This window comes from Mycolicibacterium grossiae (assembly GCF_008329645.1).
GTDB lineage: Bacteria > Actinomycetota > Actinomycetes > Mycobacteriales > Mycobacteriaceae > Mycobacterium > Mycobacterium grossiae.
The window spans coordinates 4,153,998-4,167,475 of record NZ_CP043474.1 but is presented as its reverse complement, the minus strand read 5'-3'; the positions used below and the strand labels follow the sequence as shown (position 1 = coordinate 4,167,475).

Sequence of the window (13,478 nt, the reverse complement as noted above, 5' to 3'; positions counted from 1 at the left end):
GTCACGGCGCCGGGGTGACAGTGGAGTCCCGGACGACGAGTTCGGGGGTGAACACCACGTGCCGCGGCTCGGCCTCGGGGGTCTCGGCGGCGACCAGCAGCAGGTCGACCGCCGTGGCGCCGATGTCGGCCGCGGGTTGTCGGATCGAGGACAGCGGCACGCTCGTCGAGCGTGCGAAGTCGATGTCGTCGTAGCCGATCACGGCCACGTCCCCGGGCACCGACGCGCCAGCCGCCGCGAGGCCCTGCAGGACGCCGATGGCCAGCAGGTCGTTGGCGCAGAACACCGCGTCGGGCCGGTTAGCAGGCGGCAGGGCGAGCAGACGTTCGGCCGCAGTACGACCCGCGAGCACGCTCAGTTCGTCGGTGGCGAGCACCTCCACGGCCGCGCCCGGGTGGGCGGCGGCGGCCGCGCGGGCGCCGGCGAGGCGGTCGGCCACCTGACGCAGGCCGGCCGGGCCGCCGACGTAGGCGATCCGGCGGCGACCCTGCTCGCACAGATGCGTCACGGCGAGGTGCCCGCCCGCGACGTCGTCGACCGCGACCGACGGGAACGGCGTGCCCGCACCGTCGCGGTCCACCAGCACCACCGGGACGCCGCGACCGTGCAGGACCCGCAGGCGGTCGAGGTCGTCGCCCACCGGCGAGATCAGCAGGCCGAACACCCGCTGCTCGTCGAAGGTGTCGAGATACGCCCGCTCCCGGCCGGCGTCGTCGTCGGAGGTGCCGAGCAGCACGACCAGATCCTGCTGTGCGGCCCGGCGTTCGGCGCTGCGCGCGACGTCGGTGAAGAACGGGTTGCCGACGTCGAGCACCAGCAGACCGACGCAGCGCGACCGGCCGGCGCGGAGCTGACGGGCGGCGTCGTTGCGGACGAAGCCGAGTCGCTCGATCGCGGCGTGCACGCGCGCCACGGTGTCCGGCGCCACCCGCTCGGGGGCGTTGAGCACGTTGGACACCGTGCCCACCGACACCGAGGCCGCCGCGGCGACGTCGCGGATCCCGGCCGCCACCGGGCTACTCCCCCGACCGGACCCGCGGCGCGAGCCGCACCAGCTGCGTGACGTGGGCGGGGGTGAGCTCCTCGAGGCACGTCACCCCCAGCAGTCGCATCGTCCGCTCGACCTGCTCGGTGAGGATGGCGATGGCCCGGTCGACGCCGGCCTCTCCGCCGGCCATCAGGCCGTACAGATAGGCCCGGCCGATCAGCGTGAAACGCGCCCCCAGGGCGATCGCCGCGACGACGTCGGCGCCGGACAGGATGCCGGTGTCGAGCAGGATCTCCACGTCGCGGCCCACCTCGGCCACCACGTCGGGCAACAGGTGAAACGGCACCGGCGCCCGGTCAAGTTGTCGCCCACCGTGATTCGACAGCAGGACGCCGTCGACGCCGAGGTCGGTGACGGCGCGCGCATCGGCGACGGTCTGGATGCCCTTGACGACGAACCGGCCGGGCCACTGCGCGCGGATCCAGGCCAGGTCCGCGAACGTCACCGTCGGGTCGAACATGCTGTCCAGCAGTTCGGCGACCGTGCCCGACCAGCGGTCCAGCGATGCGAACGACAACGGCTCGGTGGTGAGGAAGTCGATCCACCACCGGGGCCGCGGGACGGCGTTGGCCACGGTGCGCAGCGTCAGTGCGGGCGGGATCGACATGCCGTTGCGCTTGTCCCGCAACCGCGCCCCGGCGACCGGTACGTCGACGGTGACCAGCAGCGTGTCGTAGCCGGCCGCGACCGCACGCTCGACCAGCGCCATCGAACGGTCCCGGTCCTTCCACATGTACAGCTGAAACCAGTTGCGGCCGAGCGGGTTCGCGGCCTTGACGTCCTCGATGGTGGTGGTGCCCATCGTGGACAGCGAGAACGGGATGCCGGCCCGCGCCGCCGCCCGCGCACCGGCGATCTCGCCTTCGGTGTGCATCATCCGGGTGAAGCCGGTCGGGGCGATGCCGAACGGCAGGCTGACCGGAGCGCCGAGGACGTCCCAGCCGGTACGCACCTTCGACACGTCCCGCAGGATCGCCGGGTGGAACTCGACGTCGGCGAACGCCTGGCGGGCGCGGGCGATCGAGAGTTCGGCCTCCGCCGACCCGTCGGTGTAGTCGAATGCCGCGCGGGGCGTGCGGCGCTGGGCGATGCGGCGCAGGTCCTCGATGGTCAGCGCCCGGGCCAGCCGCCGGCGGGTGGCGTCGAACTCCGGCTTCTGGAACCGCAGCAGCGGCGCCAGATCGTGCCTGCTCGGTATCCGTCGCTTCATGGTCACGTCCTCCTGGCGGTCACGCGTGGTGCGTATCTCTCGGTGGGTAGCGCCGACGCCATCGTGCCGCGCAACGCGTCCACGTCGCCGTGGAGCACGCCGTGCGCGCGGGCCTGGACCAGTACGTTACCGACTGCGGTGGCCTCGACCGGTCCGGCGACCACCGGCATGCCGAGGCGGTCGGCGACCAGCTGGCACAGCAATCGGTTGCGCGCCCCGCCCCCGACCAGGTGCACGGTGGCCACCGGCACCCCGGACAGCTCGGCGGCCTGGGTGACGCCGCGGGCGAACCCGGCCGCCAGGCTCTCGACGATGGCGCGCGTGGTCTCGACGCGCTCCCGCGGCGCCGGCAGCCCGCGCTCGGCGTACCAGCCCCGGATGCGCTCCGGGACGTCGCCGGGTGCGACGAAGCGCGGATCGTCGGCGTCGAACACCGCCGCCGGTGGCGGGCACGCCGCCGCCCGCTCGAGGAGGTCCTCGAGGTCGACCCTCGGGCCGTCGCGCTCCCAGTGCCGGACCGACTCGCTGAGAAGCCAGAGGCCCATCACGTTGCGCAGGAATCGGATTCGCCCGTCGGCACCCACCTCGTTGGTGAAGTTCGCCGATTCGGCCTGCGCGGTGAGCACGTGGCGTTCGAGTTCCACGCCCACCAGTGCCCACGTGCCGCACGACACGTAGGCCGCCGACTCCGCCGCCATCGGCACGGCGACGACGGCCGACGCGGTGTCGTGCGACGCCACCGTCGTCACGCGCAGGTCCGTCGCGATGCCGGTGCGTACGGCGAGGTCGGGCAGCACCCCGCCGAGGTCGTCACCCGGCTCGGCGAGGGCGGGAAACAGCCCGGCCGGCACGCCGATCGCCGATTCCAGCGCGGTGTCCCACCGGCCGTCGACGCCGAGCAGCCCGGTGGTCGAGGCGTTGGTCCGCTCGGTGCCCAGGCGGCCGGTGAGCCAGTAGCCGACGAGGTCTGGGACCAGCAGGGCCGCGTCGGCCACGTCGAGCAGCCCGTCGGCCGCGAGCTGGAACATCGTGTTGAACGCCAGGAACTGCAAGCCGTTGCGCGCGAACACCTCCGACTGGTCCATCGCGGCGTGGACGACGTCCGCGCCGCGGGCGCACCGGTCGTCGCGGTAGTGGTACGGCAGGCCCAGCAGCGTCCCGCCGCGCAGCAGCCCGTAGTCCACCGCCCAGGAGTCCACGCCTGCGCTCGTCACCGCACCGCCGTCGCGCGACGCCGCCGCCAGCCCGGCGCACACCTGTGCGAACAGTGCGGGTAGGTCCCAGTGCATCGCCGTGCGCCCGCCGTTCCACAGGTAGACCGGCTCGTTGGGGAAGCGGTGCACCGCCGACATCCGCAGCGTGCCCGGGCCGACCTCGGCGGACATCACCCGTCCGCTCGTCGCGCCGAGGTCGACGGCGAGGAATCGGCCCACGCGAGCGCTCATCGCCGTCTCATCGCAGGAAGGCGGCGGCGACGCCCGCATCCACCGGCACGTGCAGCCCCGTGGTGTGCGAGAAGTCCGACGTGCACAGGGCGAACGCGGCGTTGGCGACGTGCTCGGGCAGCACCTCGCGCTTGAGCAGCGTCCGCTGCGCGTAGAACGTCCCGAGGTCCTCTTCGGCGACCCCGTACACGGCGGCACGCTTGGCGCCCCAGCCGCCGGCGAAGATGCCCGACCCGCGCACCACACCGTCGGGATTGATGCCGTTGACCTTGATGCCGTGCTCGCCGAGTTCGGCGGCCAGCAGCCGCACCTGGTGTGCCTGATCGGCTTTCGTCGCGGAGTACGCGATGTTGTTGGGTCCGGCGAAGACCGCGTTCTTGCTCGAGACGTAGATGACGTCGCCGCCGAGCTTCTGGTCGATCAGCGCCCGGGCGGCGGCCTTGCTCACCAGGAACGACCCGCGCGCCATGACGTCGTGCTGCAGGTCCCAGTCCGCGGCCGTGGTCTCCAGCAGCGACTTCGACAGGGACAGGCCGGCGTTGTTGACCACGATGTCGATGCCACCGAAGGCGAGGACGCATGCGTCGACGGCGGCCTGGACGGCGTCCTCGTCGGTGACGTCCGCGGCGATGCCGATCGCGACGTCCGCGGAGCCGATCTCCGACGCCGCCGCCTGGGCCTTGGCCGCGTCGAGGTCGGCGATCACCACGCACGCGCCCTCGGCGGCGAGCCGGGTGGCGATGGCCTTGCCGATGCCGCTCGCCGCGCCGGTGACCAGGGCGATGCGGGTGGCGAGCGGCTTCGGCTTCGGCATCCGCGCCAGCTTGGCCTCCTCCAGCGCCCAGTACTCGATGCGGAACTTCTCCGCCTCGTCGATCGGGGTGTAGGCGGAGATCGCCTCCGCGCCGCGCATCACGTTGATCGCATTGAGGTAGAACTCGCCCGCCACCCGGGCGGTCTGCTTGTCCTTGCCGTAGCTGAACATGCCGACGCCGGGGATCAGCACGATGGCGGGGTCGGCGCCCCGGATCGGCGGGCTGGCGGGTTCCGCGTGCCGCTCGTAGTACGCCCGGTAGTCGGCGCGGTAGGCCTCGTGCAATTCGGCCAGCCGGGTACGGCAGTCGTCGACGGACGCGTCGGCGGGCAGGTCCAGCACCAGGGGCTTGACCTTGGTGCGCAGGAAGTGGTCCGGGCAGCTGGTCCCCAGCGCTGCGAGCCTCGGATGCTCGGCGCAGGAGAGGAATTCGAGCACGCGCGGGTCGTCGGTGAAGTGGCCGACCTGGGGCTTGTCGGTCGAGGCGAGGCCGCGGAGGAAGGGGGCCAGCTCGGCGGCCTTGGTGCGTCGCTGCGCGTCGGGCAGTGCGCCGTAGCCGTCCAGCGGCGCGCCGAAGGGCTGCGGGCGGCCGGTGGCCTCGATGAAGCGCGCGACGGTGTCGATGATCTCGAGCGAGCGGGCTTCGGCCTCCGCGGACGTCTCCCCCCACGCGGTGATGCCGTGCCCGCCCAGGATGGTGCCGATCGCCTGCGGATTGGCTCGCGCGATCTCGGCGATGTCGAGGCCGAGCTGGAAACCGGGCCGCCGCCACGGAACCCACACGACGCGGTCGCCGAAGATCTGCTTGGTCAGGGCCTCGCCGTCGGCGGCCGTGGCGAGCGCGATGCCCGAGTCGGGGTGCAGGTGGTCGACGTGGGCGGCGTCGAGCAGTCCGTGCATCGCCGTGTCGATCGACGGTGCGGCGCCGCCGCGCCCGTGCAGGCAGTAGTCGAACGCCGCGACCATCTCGTCCTCGCGCTCGACGCCCGGGTAGACGTCGGCCAGCGCGCGCAGGCGGTCCAGCCGCAGCACCGCGAGACCGCCTGGGGTGAGGGTGCCGAGGTCGCCGCCGGATCCCTTGACCCACAGCAGGTCCACGGGTGCGCCGGTCACCGGGTCGGTCTCGGAGCCCTTCGCCGAGGTGTTGCCGCCGGCGTAGTTGGTGTTCTTCGGATCGGCGCCCAGGCGGTGCGACCGGGCGATCAGGTGGGCGACGGTCGGGTTGGTCATGTCATGCTCCCCACGAGGATTGGGTGCCGCCGACGCGTTCGGCGTCGATGGCCTGCTGGTAGCCGGATTCGGCGAAGGCCCGCATCGGGTCGGCGGGCAGGCCGCGCTCGGTACGCCACTGCGCCAGCGCCGGCCGGACGTCGGTGTAGAAGGCGTCCATGACGATGCCGTTGGCGCCCAGGACGTCGCCGGCCTCCTGCGCCGCGACGAGGCCGTCGACGTCCACGAGCAGGGCGCGCGCGGTCATCTCGAGGACGTTGAGCACCGAGCGGATCTGGCCGGGGATCTTCGCCTCGACGTTGTGGCACTGGTCGAGCATGAGCGCGACGCCCGATCTCGCATCGAGCCCGCCGCCGCGCACGACCTCGAACATGATGCGGAACAGCTGGAACGGATCGGCGGCGCCGACGATCAGATCGTCGTCGGCGTAGAAGCGCGAGTTGAAGTCGAAGGAGCCGAGCTTCCCCAGCCGCAGCAGCTGCGCGACGATGAACTCGATGTTGGTGCCCGGCGCGTGGTGTCCGGTGTCCAGGCACACCACGGCCCGCTCGCCCAGGGCGCTCACCTGGGCGTAGGCGGTGCCCCAGTCCGGGACGTCGGTCATGTACATCGCCGGTTCGAAGAATTTGTATTCGAGCACCATGCGCTGGTCCTCGCCGAGGTGCCGGTAGATGGTCGCCAGCGATGCGGCGAGCCGGTCCTGGCGGCCGCGGATGTCGCCCTGGCCGGGATAGTTGGTGCCGTCGGCCAGCCAGATCTTGAGGTCCCGCGAGCCGGTCTGGTGCATCACCTCGATGCAGTCCAGATGGTGATCGATGGCCTTCTGCCGCACCGTCGCATCGACGTGGGTGAGGCTGCCGAACTTGTAGGCGTCGTCCTGGAACGTGTTCGAGTTGATGGTGCCCAGCGCGACGCCGTGCTCCCGGGCGTGGGCCGCCAGCGCCGCGTAGTCGTCGACGCGGTCCCACGGAATGTGCAGTGCCACCGTCGGCGCGAGGCCGGTGACGCGGTGCACGGTGGCGGCGTCGGCGATCTTCTCCCACACGGTGCGCGGGGTGCCCGGCGTGCCGAACACCTTGAACCGGGTGCCGGAATTACCGAACGCCCACGACGGCAGCTCGATCCGCAACTCGTCCAGGAGCGCGTGCATCAGGCAGGGACCTCCGTCGCGGGGCTGTGCGCCCGTCCGTAGCGTTCGATCTCGATCTGCCGCAACGACTTACCGCGCGTCGCCGGTGCCCACACCGCGCCGATCACCAGCGCGACGGTGAGCAGACCGATGAGCAGCAGGCCGACGCCGGTCAGGCCGGTCACCGCCAGCAGCGTCGGGAAGAAGTAGCTCAGCAGTCCGGTGACGCTGCGCACGACGCAGAACATGACGCCCTGGGCGCTGGCGCGGTAGGGCGTAGCGAACAGTTCACTGGCCCACAGGCCGTAGAAGGCCTGTGCGCCGATGCCCGCCGAGACGCCCCACAGCACGGCGAACGCCAGCATGGTCGGCACGCCGCCGCTGGTGAACGCCACCAGCACTATCCATCCGGCCACGCCGAGCGCGGCTCCGATCACGTACAGCAGGCGCTGACTCATCCGGTCGGCGTAGCGCATGAAGCCGAAGTAGGTGGCGGCCACCGTGCATCCCCACACCAGCACCTGCAGCAGGTTCTGCGCCACCGGGCTGTGCAGTCCGGCGGTGTCGTAGACCCGGGGCATGAAGATGCCGGCCTGACCGGCGACGGTGTTCCAGAACAAATAGATGCCGCCCAGGAACAGCAGCGCCGTGACGTTGACCTGGCGGGAGAACAGTCCCCGCAACCCGTGGGCGCCCAACGTCGCCGATGTGGGCGTGCCGGCCCGGGGAATCGCGCCGCGGCCCTCCTCGGTCCAGATCTCGGACTCGGCGAGGCCCTGGCGCACCCACCACACCACGGCGGCGACCACGAACAGGTGCACGAAGACGATGCGCGAGCCCAGCAGGCCGAGCGGCGAGAGCGCCGCGGCGAGGGCGAACCCGATGAGCGGTCCCGTCGACCACGCCAGCTGCGCGGTGCCGACGTGCTTTGCCCGGCCCGACGACGGCGCCTGCTCGGCGATGTAGGTCCACGACGCCGGGACGCCCGCGCCGACGGCAATGCCGGTGATCACGAACGCGGCCAGCAGCATCGCGTAGTTCACCGCGAACGCCGCCAGCAGCACGCCGGCCATGTACACCAGCAGGTCGTAGGTGTAGATCGCCTTGCGGCCGTACCGGTCGCACAGCGGGCCGCCGAGGATGGCACCGATCGCCGCGCCGAAGGCGTTGGCGCTCAACGCCGCCAGCAGACCGACCGCGAAGTCGCCGAGGCCGAACTCGGCCTGCCAGAAGCCGAGGCTGGTGGCGATCGCGATGATCGATCCCGCCTCGATGTAGTTGCTCATGGCGACGGCGATCGTCGCCCGCCACCCGGTGGTGGTGCGTGCGCCCAGTCTCATGGTCGTCCTCGGGGTCGGTCGACCCGCCCGGGCCGCCACGCTGCGATCACGCGTTGAAACGTTTCAATACGTGACCTGGACCATACTCACGCCGTCGGCGTGACGTCAACACCCCGCCTTCTCCGGCGATTTCGGCGCGCTTTCGTTCGGTGAGCGAACGCGAGCGCGCCGAAATCGCTAGGAGACGAGGTGGGCGGTGCCGCCGGCGGAGACGGTCACCGTCGCGCCGGCGATGTCCTCGGTGACGCTGGCGGCGGCGTCGGCGGGGTCGGTGAGCACCGCCAGCGCGCGGGTGTCCGCGGGGGTGCGGACGGCGACGAAGACCTTCTCCGGGTCGCCCTCGCGGGTGAACGGCGTGGTCCAGGTCTCGACCGTGCCGGTGCCCTCCCAGTCGCCCTCGGCGACCCGCGTCGGCTCGGCGTCGACCTCGGATTGCACGTCCTGCCAACGAAACTCGCGGCCCGGCGGGGTGGCGCTGTAGACGCCGAAGCTGTGCTTGGTGAGGTAGCCACCATTGGCGGTGATCAGCCCCACCGCGTCCGGTGCGGCGGCGAGGCGTTCGGCCATCGTGGCGATCGAGTGCGTGACGTAGTCGTTCCACGGTCCCCCGGCGAACGTGAGGCCGCCGGTGACGGTGAGCGGCCGCGCCGGATCGTCCAGCGGCAGGCCGAGTTCACGCGCCGCCACCTGCACCGCCGACGGGAAGCAGGAGTACACGTCGACGAGGTCGACGTCGTCGACCGCGACGCCCGCCAGCTGCAGCGCCCGCGCCCCGGCGATGCGGATCGCCGGCGACCGGTGGAAGGCGTCCCGCTCGGCGATCAGATAGGTGTCGTGCGCGTCGGTGCCCGCGTACGGAAAGACCCAGCGGTCCCGAGAGATCCCGAGTTCGGTGGCACGCTGCGCCGAGGTGAGCACCAGCGCGGCGCCCTGGTCCACCATGTTGTTCGAGTTCATGAGCTTGGTGTAGGGCCAGGACACCATGCGGTTGGCCGCGCTGGGCTGCCAGATGTCCTCGGCGGCAACGGCTTCGGTGCTCCACGCGTGCGGGTTGCCTGCGGCGACCTCGCTGAACCGGGACCACAGCGCACCGATGCGGCGGCGGTGCTCGTCGGCGGTCTCCCCCGCGTCGATGCGGATCGCCTGCTCGAACATCGGGTAGACGTACGACGGCCGGTCGAGCTTGATCCGGATCTCCACCTCGCCGGCGAGCAGGAACTGGTCGTCCGCGCCGGCGGGCACCGGCACGCCGTCGTCCTGCACGGTCCAGTCGAGCGTCCCGCCCGAGGAGCGGACCCGCGAGCGGGTGCGCCAGGTCTCCGCCCCGGCGATCAGGACCGCGTCGACGCGGCCGGCCTGGATGTCCAGGCACGCCTCGTTCACCAGGGCCTGCGGCACGTTGCCGCCGATGGGCGTGTACCGGCCCTCGGCCGCCGACGCGCCGAGGCGCTCGGCGAGGAGCAGACCGGGATTGCGGTAGCGCCAGGACAGCAGGTTGACGATGCGCACCGAGCGCACCGCCTCCAGCACGCGCGCATCCGCGGCCGCGCGGGCGGCCGACTCCATCAGGTCGACGGGCTCGACCGACGGGTCGGACTCCCGCTGGGTCACCTGGCCGTAGCCGACGAGGACGGGCGTGCGGGGGTCGATGCTCACGGGGCGAGCCTTTCGGGTGTCGTGGCGGCGGACCACGCGAATGCGACGTCCGTGTCGAGGAGGTGGTCGATCTGGGCGCCGGTCATGCCGAGTTCGGCGCAGATCTCGCGGGTGTGTTCGCCGGGCATCGGCGCGGGGCGCAGCTCCGCGTCGGCGATGCGCCCGAACCGGGCGGGACGGGTCTCGGCCGGCAGCGGCTCGGCGAACAGCGGATGTGCCATCTCGGCGTACACCCGGCGGGCGAGCACCTGCGGGTCGGCCGGCACGTCGGCCGCACGGAGCATCGGGCCGGCGGGCACGCCCGCCTCCTGCAGCGCCGTGCACGCTGCCTCCGGATCCCGCCGGGCGGCCCAGCGGCGCAGCGCTTCGACGAGCGTTGACTCGGCGGGCGTTGACTCGGCGCACCGCACGTCGAGGCCGAGCAGGCGTGCCAGTGCGCTGCGGTGCGCGTCGGTCGCGACCGACGCCACGCACCATTCGTCGTCCCCCGCGCAGGGCAACACCACGTCGAGGTCCGTGTCGGCCATCGTGCGGGTCCCCGATGCGGCGACGCCCGCGGCGTCCGCGACGAACGACGTCGCCAGCGCGCCGACGGCGACCTCGGCCTGCGACACGTGCACGCGGGCGGCGGCGTCGGTGCGCGCGAGCAGCGCCGCGAGCGCGCCGATCGCCGTGACCCGGGCGGCGAGGTGGTCCGGGAAGATCGTCGTCGCGTCGAAGAAGCCCTCGGCGACGTCGTCGGCGTACGGCTGCCGGTCGATCCACGACCGGCTCACCCCGGTGGTGGCGCGCACCAGCGGCCCGTATCCCATCCGAGAACTCCACGGACCGTCGGCGCCGAAGGCGCTGCTCTCGGCCAGCACCAGGCGGGGGTTGACGGCGCGCAGCTCCTCCGGCGACAGGCCCAGCGCGTTCAGCGTCCCCGGCCGGAAGTTGGCGAACAGCGCGTCGGCCGTCGCCAGCAGGCGGCGGAACAGCGCCGCGCCGTCGGGATGGCGCAGGTCGAGGCCGAGGCTGCGCTCGTTGCGGTGGGTCAGCGCCCAGGACCGGCTCATGGCCTGCCCGGGGCGGGTCTGGCGCAGCCCGTCCGGGTACGCCGTGCTCTCCACCTTGACGACGTCGGCGCCGAGATCGGCGAAGAGCCGGCCGAGTTCACCGCCCGCGACGATCACTCCGAGGTCGAGGATGCGCAGTCCGGAGAACGGCCGCGACGACGACGCGGCGCGCGGGACCTCGAACGTCCCGGCGCGCGGGAGCCACTCGGGTGGATCATCGGCGACCGGCAGTGCCAGGCGTCGCGGTCCGGCGTGGACGCCGTCGACGACCACGGCGCCGACGGGGACGTCGAGGCGCACTCCGGCGAGGTCGACGGCGGTGAGCGCGCCCGCGGCGCGGAAGTGCTCGGTGGCCAGCGCCTGGGCCGGGGTGAGCACGGCGGCGATCGGCACGCCGCGCGCGTGTCCCTCGGCGACGAGATCGTCGGCGCGGCGATCGGCGAAGAGGTCGGCGATCGCCGCATTGAGCCGGTCGGAGGCGGCGTAGCGGGCGGCGATGGCGTCCAGCGCGGGATCGGCGAACTCCTCCGGTTCGCCGAGCCACGCTCGCATGCCCCGCCACTGCCGCGCCGAGAGCAGACACATCCGGACGTAGCCGTCACGGCAGGCGAACGTCGGAAAGATCTGCTGATTGCGTGGGCGGCCGCGCCACAGCTGCGCGGCCGACCGCAGCCCGACCGCCGCCTGGCCCTCGGAGCCGAAGGGCGGGTCGAGTGACTGGAGCACCGCCTCGAACCGCGAGACGTCGACGACGTCACCGCGGCCGGTGCGCAGGCGCTGGTAGTAGGCGACCAGGGCGGCCCACGCCGCCTGCGTGGCGGCGGTCGCGGACGCCAGGCCGGGCGGCGGCAGCACCGGCCGTCCCGTCGAGGGACCGGACCGCGACAGCGCGGTCGACATCGCGTACAGCACCGCATCGGACGCCTGCCACCCGGCGCGGGGTCCGTCCGCGCCGAAGTCCGTCAGGCTCACCGCGACGAGGTGCTCGTGGCGCCGGGCGAACTCGGTCAGCGGCGCACCGAAGGCGGCGCACGTCCCGGGCCGGCCCACGTCCACGACGACGTCCGACCCGGCAATCAGCTCGGCGAAGCGCGCGCGGTCGGCGTCGAGCGACGCGTCGAGCGTGGTGCACCGCTTGCCGGCGTTGCGCAGGGCGAACGAGATGCCGACGTCGCCGACGCGTGGCGCGCGCGCCCGGTCCGCCGAGCCGCCGGGCGGTTCGACCTTGAGGACGTCGGCGCCCAGCTCGGCGAACAGTCGGCCGACGCCGTCGGAAGCGAGACCGCCGACGTCCAGGACCCGCAGCGGGGCCAGGAGTTGACGGGCGTCAAGCATGATCAGACCCTAGCGTGACGGCACCGCGCAGCCCGCCGGCCCCGCCACCTCGGACGACGGGTCGTCTCAGGTCGCGCCCCTACACTGAGCCGGTCATGTCCGAGTCCCTCGCCGCCACCGCTCTCGCCGCCGCGCCGCCCGCGTCCGCCGACGCGCACCCGCTGCTCGGTCAGCTGTCGGCGCTGCACCACTACCGCGTCTACGTCGACATCGGCGTCGTGGTGGTGGTCCTCGCGCTGACCAATCTCGTCGCACACTTCACGACGCCGTGGGCGAACGTGGTGACCGTCCCGCTCGCCGCCCTCGGACTGGTGGCGCTGGTGCGATCACGCGGCATCGGCTGGACCGAACTCGGCCTCGGTCGTGAGCACTGGCGCTCCGGTGCCGGGTACGCCCTCGCCGCGGTGGCGCTCGTCGCCGCCGTCATCGGCGTGGGCATCGCCCTGCCGTGGACGCGGCCGCTGTTCATGAACGACCACTACGCGACGCTGTCCGGCGCCGTCCTCGCGTCGATGATCATCATCCCGCTGCAGACCGTGATCCCCGAGGAACTCGCCTTCCGCGGCGTCCTGCACGGAACGCTCGGGCGGGCGTGGGGTTTCCGCGGCGTGGCGGCGGCCGGCTCGCTGCTGTTCGGGCTGTGGCACGTCGCGACGTCGCTGGGGCTGACGAGCAGCAACGCCGGCTTCACCCGGCTGTTCGGCGGCGGGGTGGGCGGCATGGTCGCCGGCGTCGTGCTGGCCGTGCTCGCCACCGCAGCGGCCGGCTTCGTCTTCACCTGGCTGCGCGGCCGCAGCGGCAGCCTGCTCGCCCCGATCGCGCTGCACTGGTCGCTCAACGGGCTCGGCGCGCTGGCCGCCGCCCTGGTCTGGCACGCCTCGACCTGAGCCGGGCGCGCCGCAGGGTCAGCGCCTCTGGACCGCCCCCACGATCGACAGCAGGATCACCGAGCCGAGGATCGCGGTGAACAGGGTGAACCACCAGCCGCCGCCCGCGGTGTCGAGGAAAAAGCTCAGTAGGAAGCCGCCGATCAGGGCGCCGATCACGCCGATGACGATGTTCATGAGGATGCCCGAGCCGCCGCCCTTGACGATCTTGCCGGCGATCCACCCGGCGATGGCGCCGATGATGATGTAGCCGATCCACCCGACGCTGGTCTGCGTCGTCGACCGGGCCAGGAACTCGGTTGCGGCGATCATCTCCATGACAAGGCTCC

Annotated in this window: 10 protein-coding genes; 1 reads left to right on the top strand and 9 read right to left on the bottom strand. The window is 72.6% G+C overall.

Features of this window, described 5'->3' with window-relative positions; all coding sequences use genetic code 11:
* Position 1 precedes the first annotated feature (1 nt).
* From FZ046_RS20030 to FZ046_RS19995, 8 genes are all read right to left on the bottom strand, one after another.
* Positions 2-1,012, bottom strand: coding sequence for a LacI family DNA-binding transcriptional regulator (locus FZ046_RS20030; RefSeq protein ID WP_070353169.1), 1,011 nt, complete (start codon positions 1,010-1,012; stop codon positions 2-4).
* Between the two features lie 4 nt (positions 1,013-1,016).
* A complete protein-coding gene (locus tag FZ046_RS20025; RefSeq protein WP_070353230.1) occupies positions 1,017-2,258 on the bottom strand; it encodes an alpha-hydroxy acid oxidase in 1,242 nt (413 codons plus the stop codon).
* Positions 2,259-2,260: 2 nt separating this feature from the next.
* Complete coding sequence (locus FZ046_RS20020) at positions 2,261-3,703, bottom strand: rhamnulokinase (RefSeq protein ID WP_070353168.1); 1,443 nt, start codon at positions 3,701-3,703, stop codon at positions 2,261-2,263.
* 7 nt (positions 3,704-3,710) lie between these two features.
* Complete coding sequence (locus tag FZ046_RS20015; RefSeq protein WP_070353167.1) at positions 3,711-5,747, bottom strand: bifunctional rhamnulose-1-phosphate aldolase/short-chain dehydrogenase; 2,037 nt, start codon at positions 5,745-5,747, stop codon at positions 3,711-3,713.
* Position 5,748: 1 nt separating this feature from the next.
* On the bottom strand, positions 5,749-6,897 hold the full coding sequence (rhaI, locus tag FZ046_RS20010; protein ID WP_070353166.1) for an L-rhamnose isomerase: 1,149 nt from the start codon (positions 6,895-6,897) through the stop codon (positions 5,749-5,751).
* On the bottom strand, positions 6,897-8,216 hold the full coding sequence (locus FZ046_RS20005; RefSeq protein WP_070353165.1) for an MFS transporter: 1,320 nt from the start codon (positions 8,214-8,216) through the stop codon (positions 6,897-6,899). The genes rhaI and FZ046_RS20005 overlap by 1 nt, the downstream gene beginning before the upstream one ends.
* 177 nt (positions 8,217-8,393) lie before the next feature.
* On the bottom strand, positions 8,394-9,872 hold the full coding sequence (locus FZ046_RS20000) for an acetyl-CoA acetyltransferase (RefSeq protein WP_070353229.1): 1,479 nt from the start codon (positions 9,870-9,872) through the stop codon (positions 8,394-8,396).
* Entirely contained in the window at positions 9,869-12,262 is a 2,394-nt protein-coding gene (locus tag FZ046_RS19995) for a CaiB/BaiF CoA-transferase family protein (protein WP_070353164.1), read from the bottom strand. The genes FZ046_RS20000 and FZ046_RS19995 overlap by 4 nt, the downstream gene beginning before the upstream one ends.
* A gap of 95 nt (positions 12,263-12,357) precedes the next feature.
* On the opposite strand from FZ046_RS19995, the gene FZ046_RS19990 reads away from it, so the two are divergent.
* Positions 12,358-13,149 (top strand): CPBP family intramembrane glutamic endopeptidase, encoded by a 792-nt coding sequence (locus FZ046_RS19990; protein ID WP_070353163.1) that lies wholly within the window; start codon positions 12,358-12,360, stop codon positions 13,147-13,149.
* 18 nt (positions 13,150-13,167) lie between these two features.
* Here the strand turns inward: FZ046_RS19990 and FZ046_RS19985 are convergent, their stop codons facing one another.
* Positions 13,168-13,467 carry a GlsB/YeaQ/YmgE family stress response membrane protein gene (locus tag FZ046_RS19985; RefSeq protein ID WP_070353162.1) on the bottom strand — a complete coding sequence of 100 codons (300 nt, stop codon included), beginning with the start codon at positions 13,465-13,467 and terminating at the stop codon, positions 13,168-13,170.
* Positions 13,468-13,478 lie beyond the last annotated feature (11 nt).

What these genes read in the sequence shown, in the direction of transcription:
- FZ046_RS20025 (WP_070353230.1), bottom strand. Translation starts at nt 2,258, where the DNA reads ATGAAGCGACGGATACCGAGCAGGCACGATCTGGCGCCGCTGCTGCGG.
- FZ046_RS20020 (WP_070353168.1), bottom strand. Translation starts at nt 3,703, where the DNA reads ATGAGCGCTCGCGTGGGCCGATTCCTCGCCGTCGACCTCGGCGCGACG.
- FZ046_RS20015 (WP_070353167.1), bottom strand. Translation starts at nt 5,747, where the DNA reads ATGACCAACCCGACCGTCGCCCACCTGATCGCCCGGTCGCACCGCCTG.
- rhaI (WP_070353166.1), bottom strand. Translation starts at nt 6,897, where the DNA reads ATGCACGCGCTCCTGGACGAGTTGCGGATCGAGCTGCCGTCGTGGGCG.
- FZ046_RS20005 (WP_070353165.1), bottom strand. Translation starts at nt 8,216, where the DNA reads ATGAGACTGGGCGCACGCACCACCACCGGGTGGCGGGCGACGATCGCC.
- FZ046_RS19995 (WP_070353164.1), bottom strand. Translation starts at nt 12,262, where the DNA reads ATGCTTGACGCCCGTCAACTCCTGGCCCCGCTGCGGGTCCTGGACGTC.
- FZ046_RS19990 (WP_070353163.1), top strand. Translation starts at nt 12,358, where the DNA reads ATGTCCGAGTCCCTCGCCGCCACCGCTCTCGCCGCCGCGCCGCCCGCG.
- FZ046_RS19985 (WP_070353162.1), bottom strand. Translation starts at nt 13,467, where the DNA reads ATGGAGATGATCGCCGCAACCGAGTTCCTGGCCCGGTCGACGACGCAG.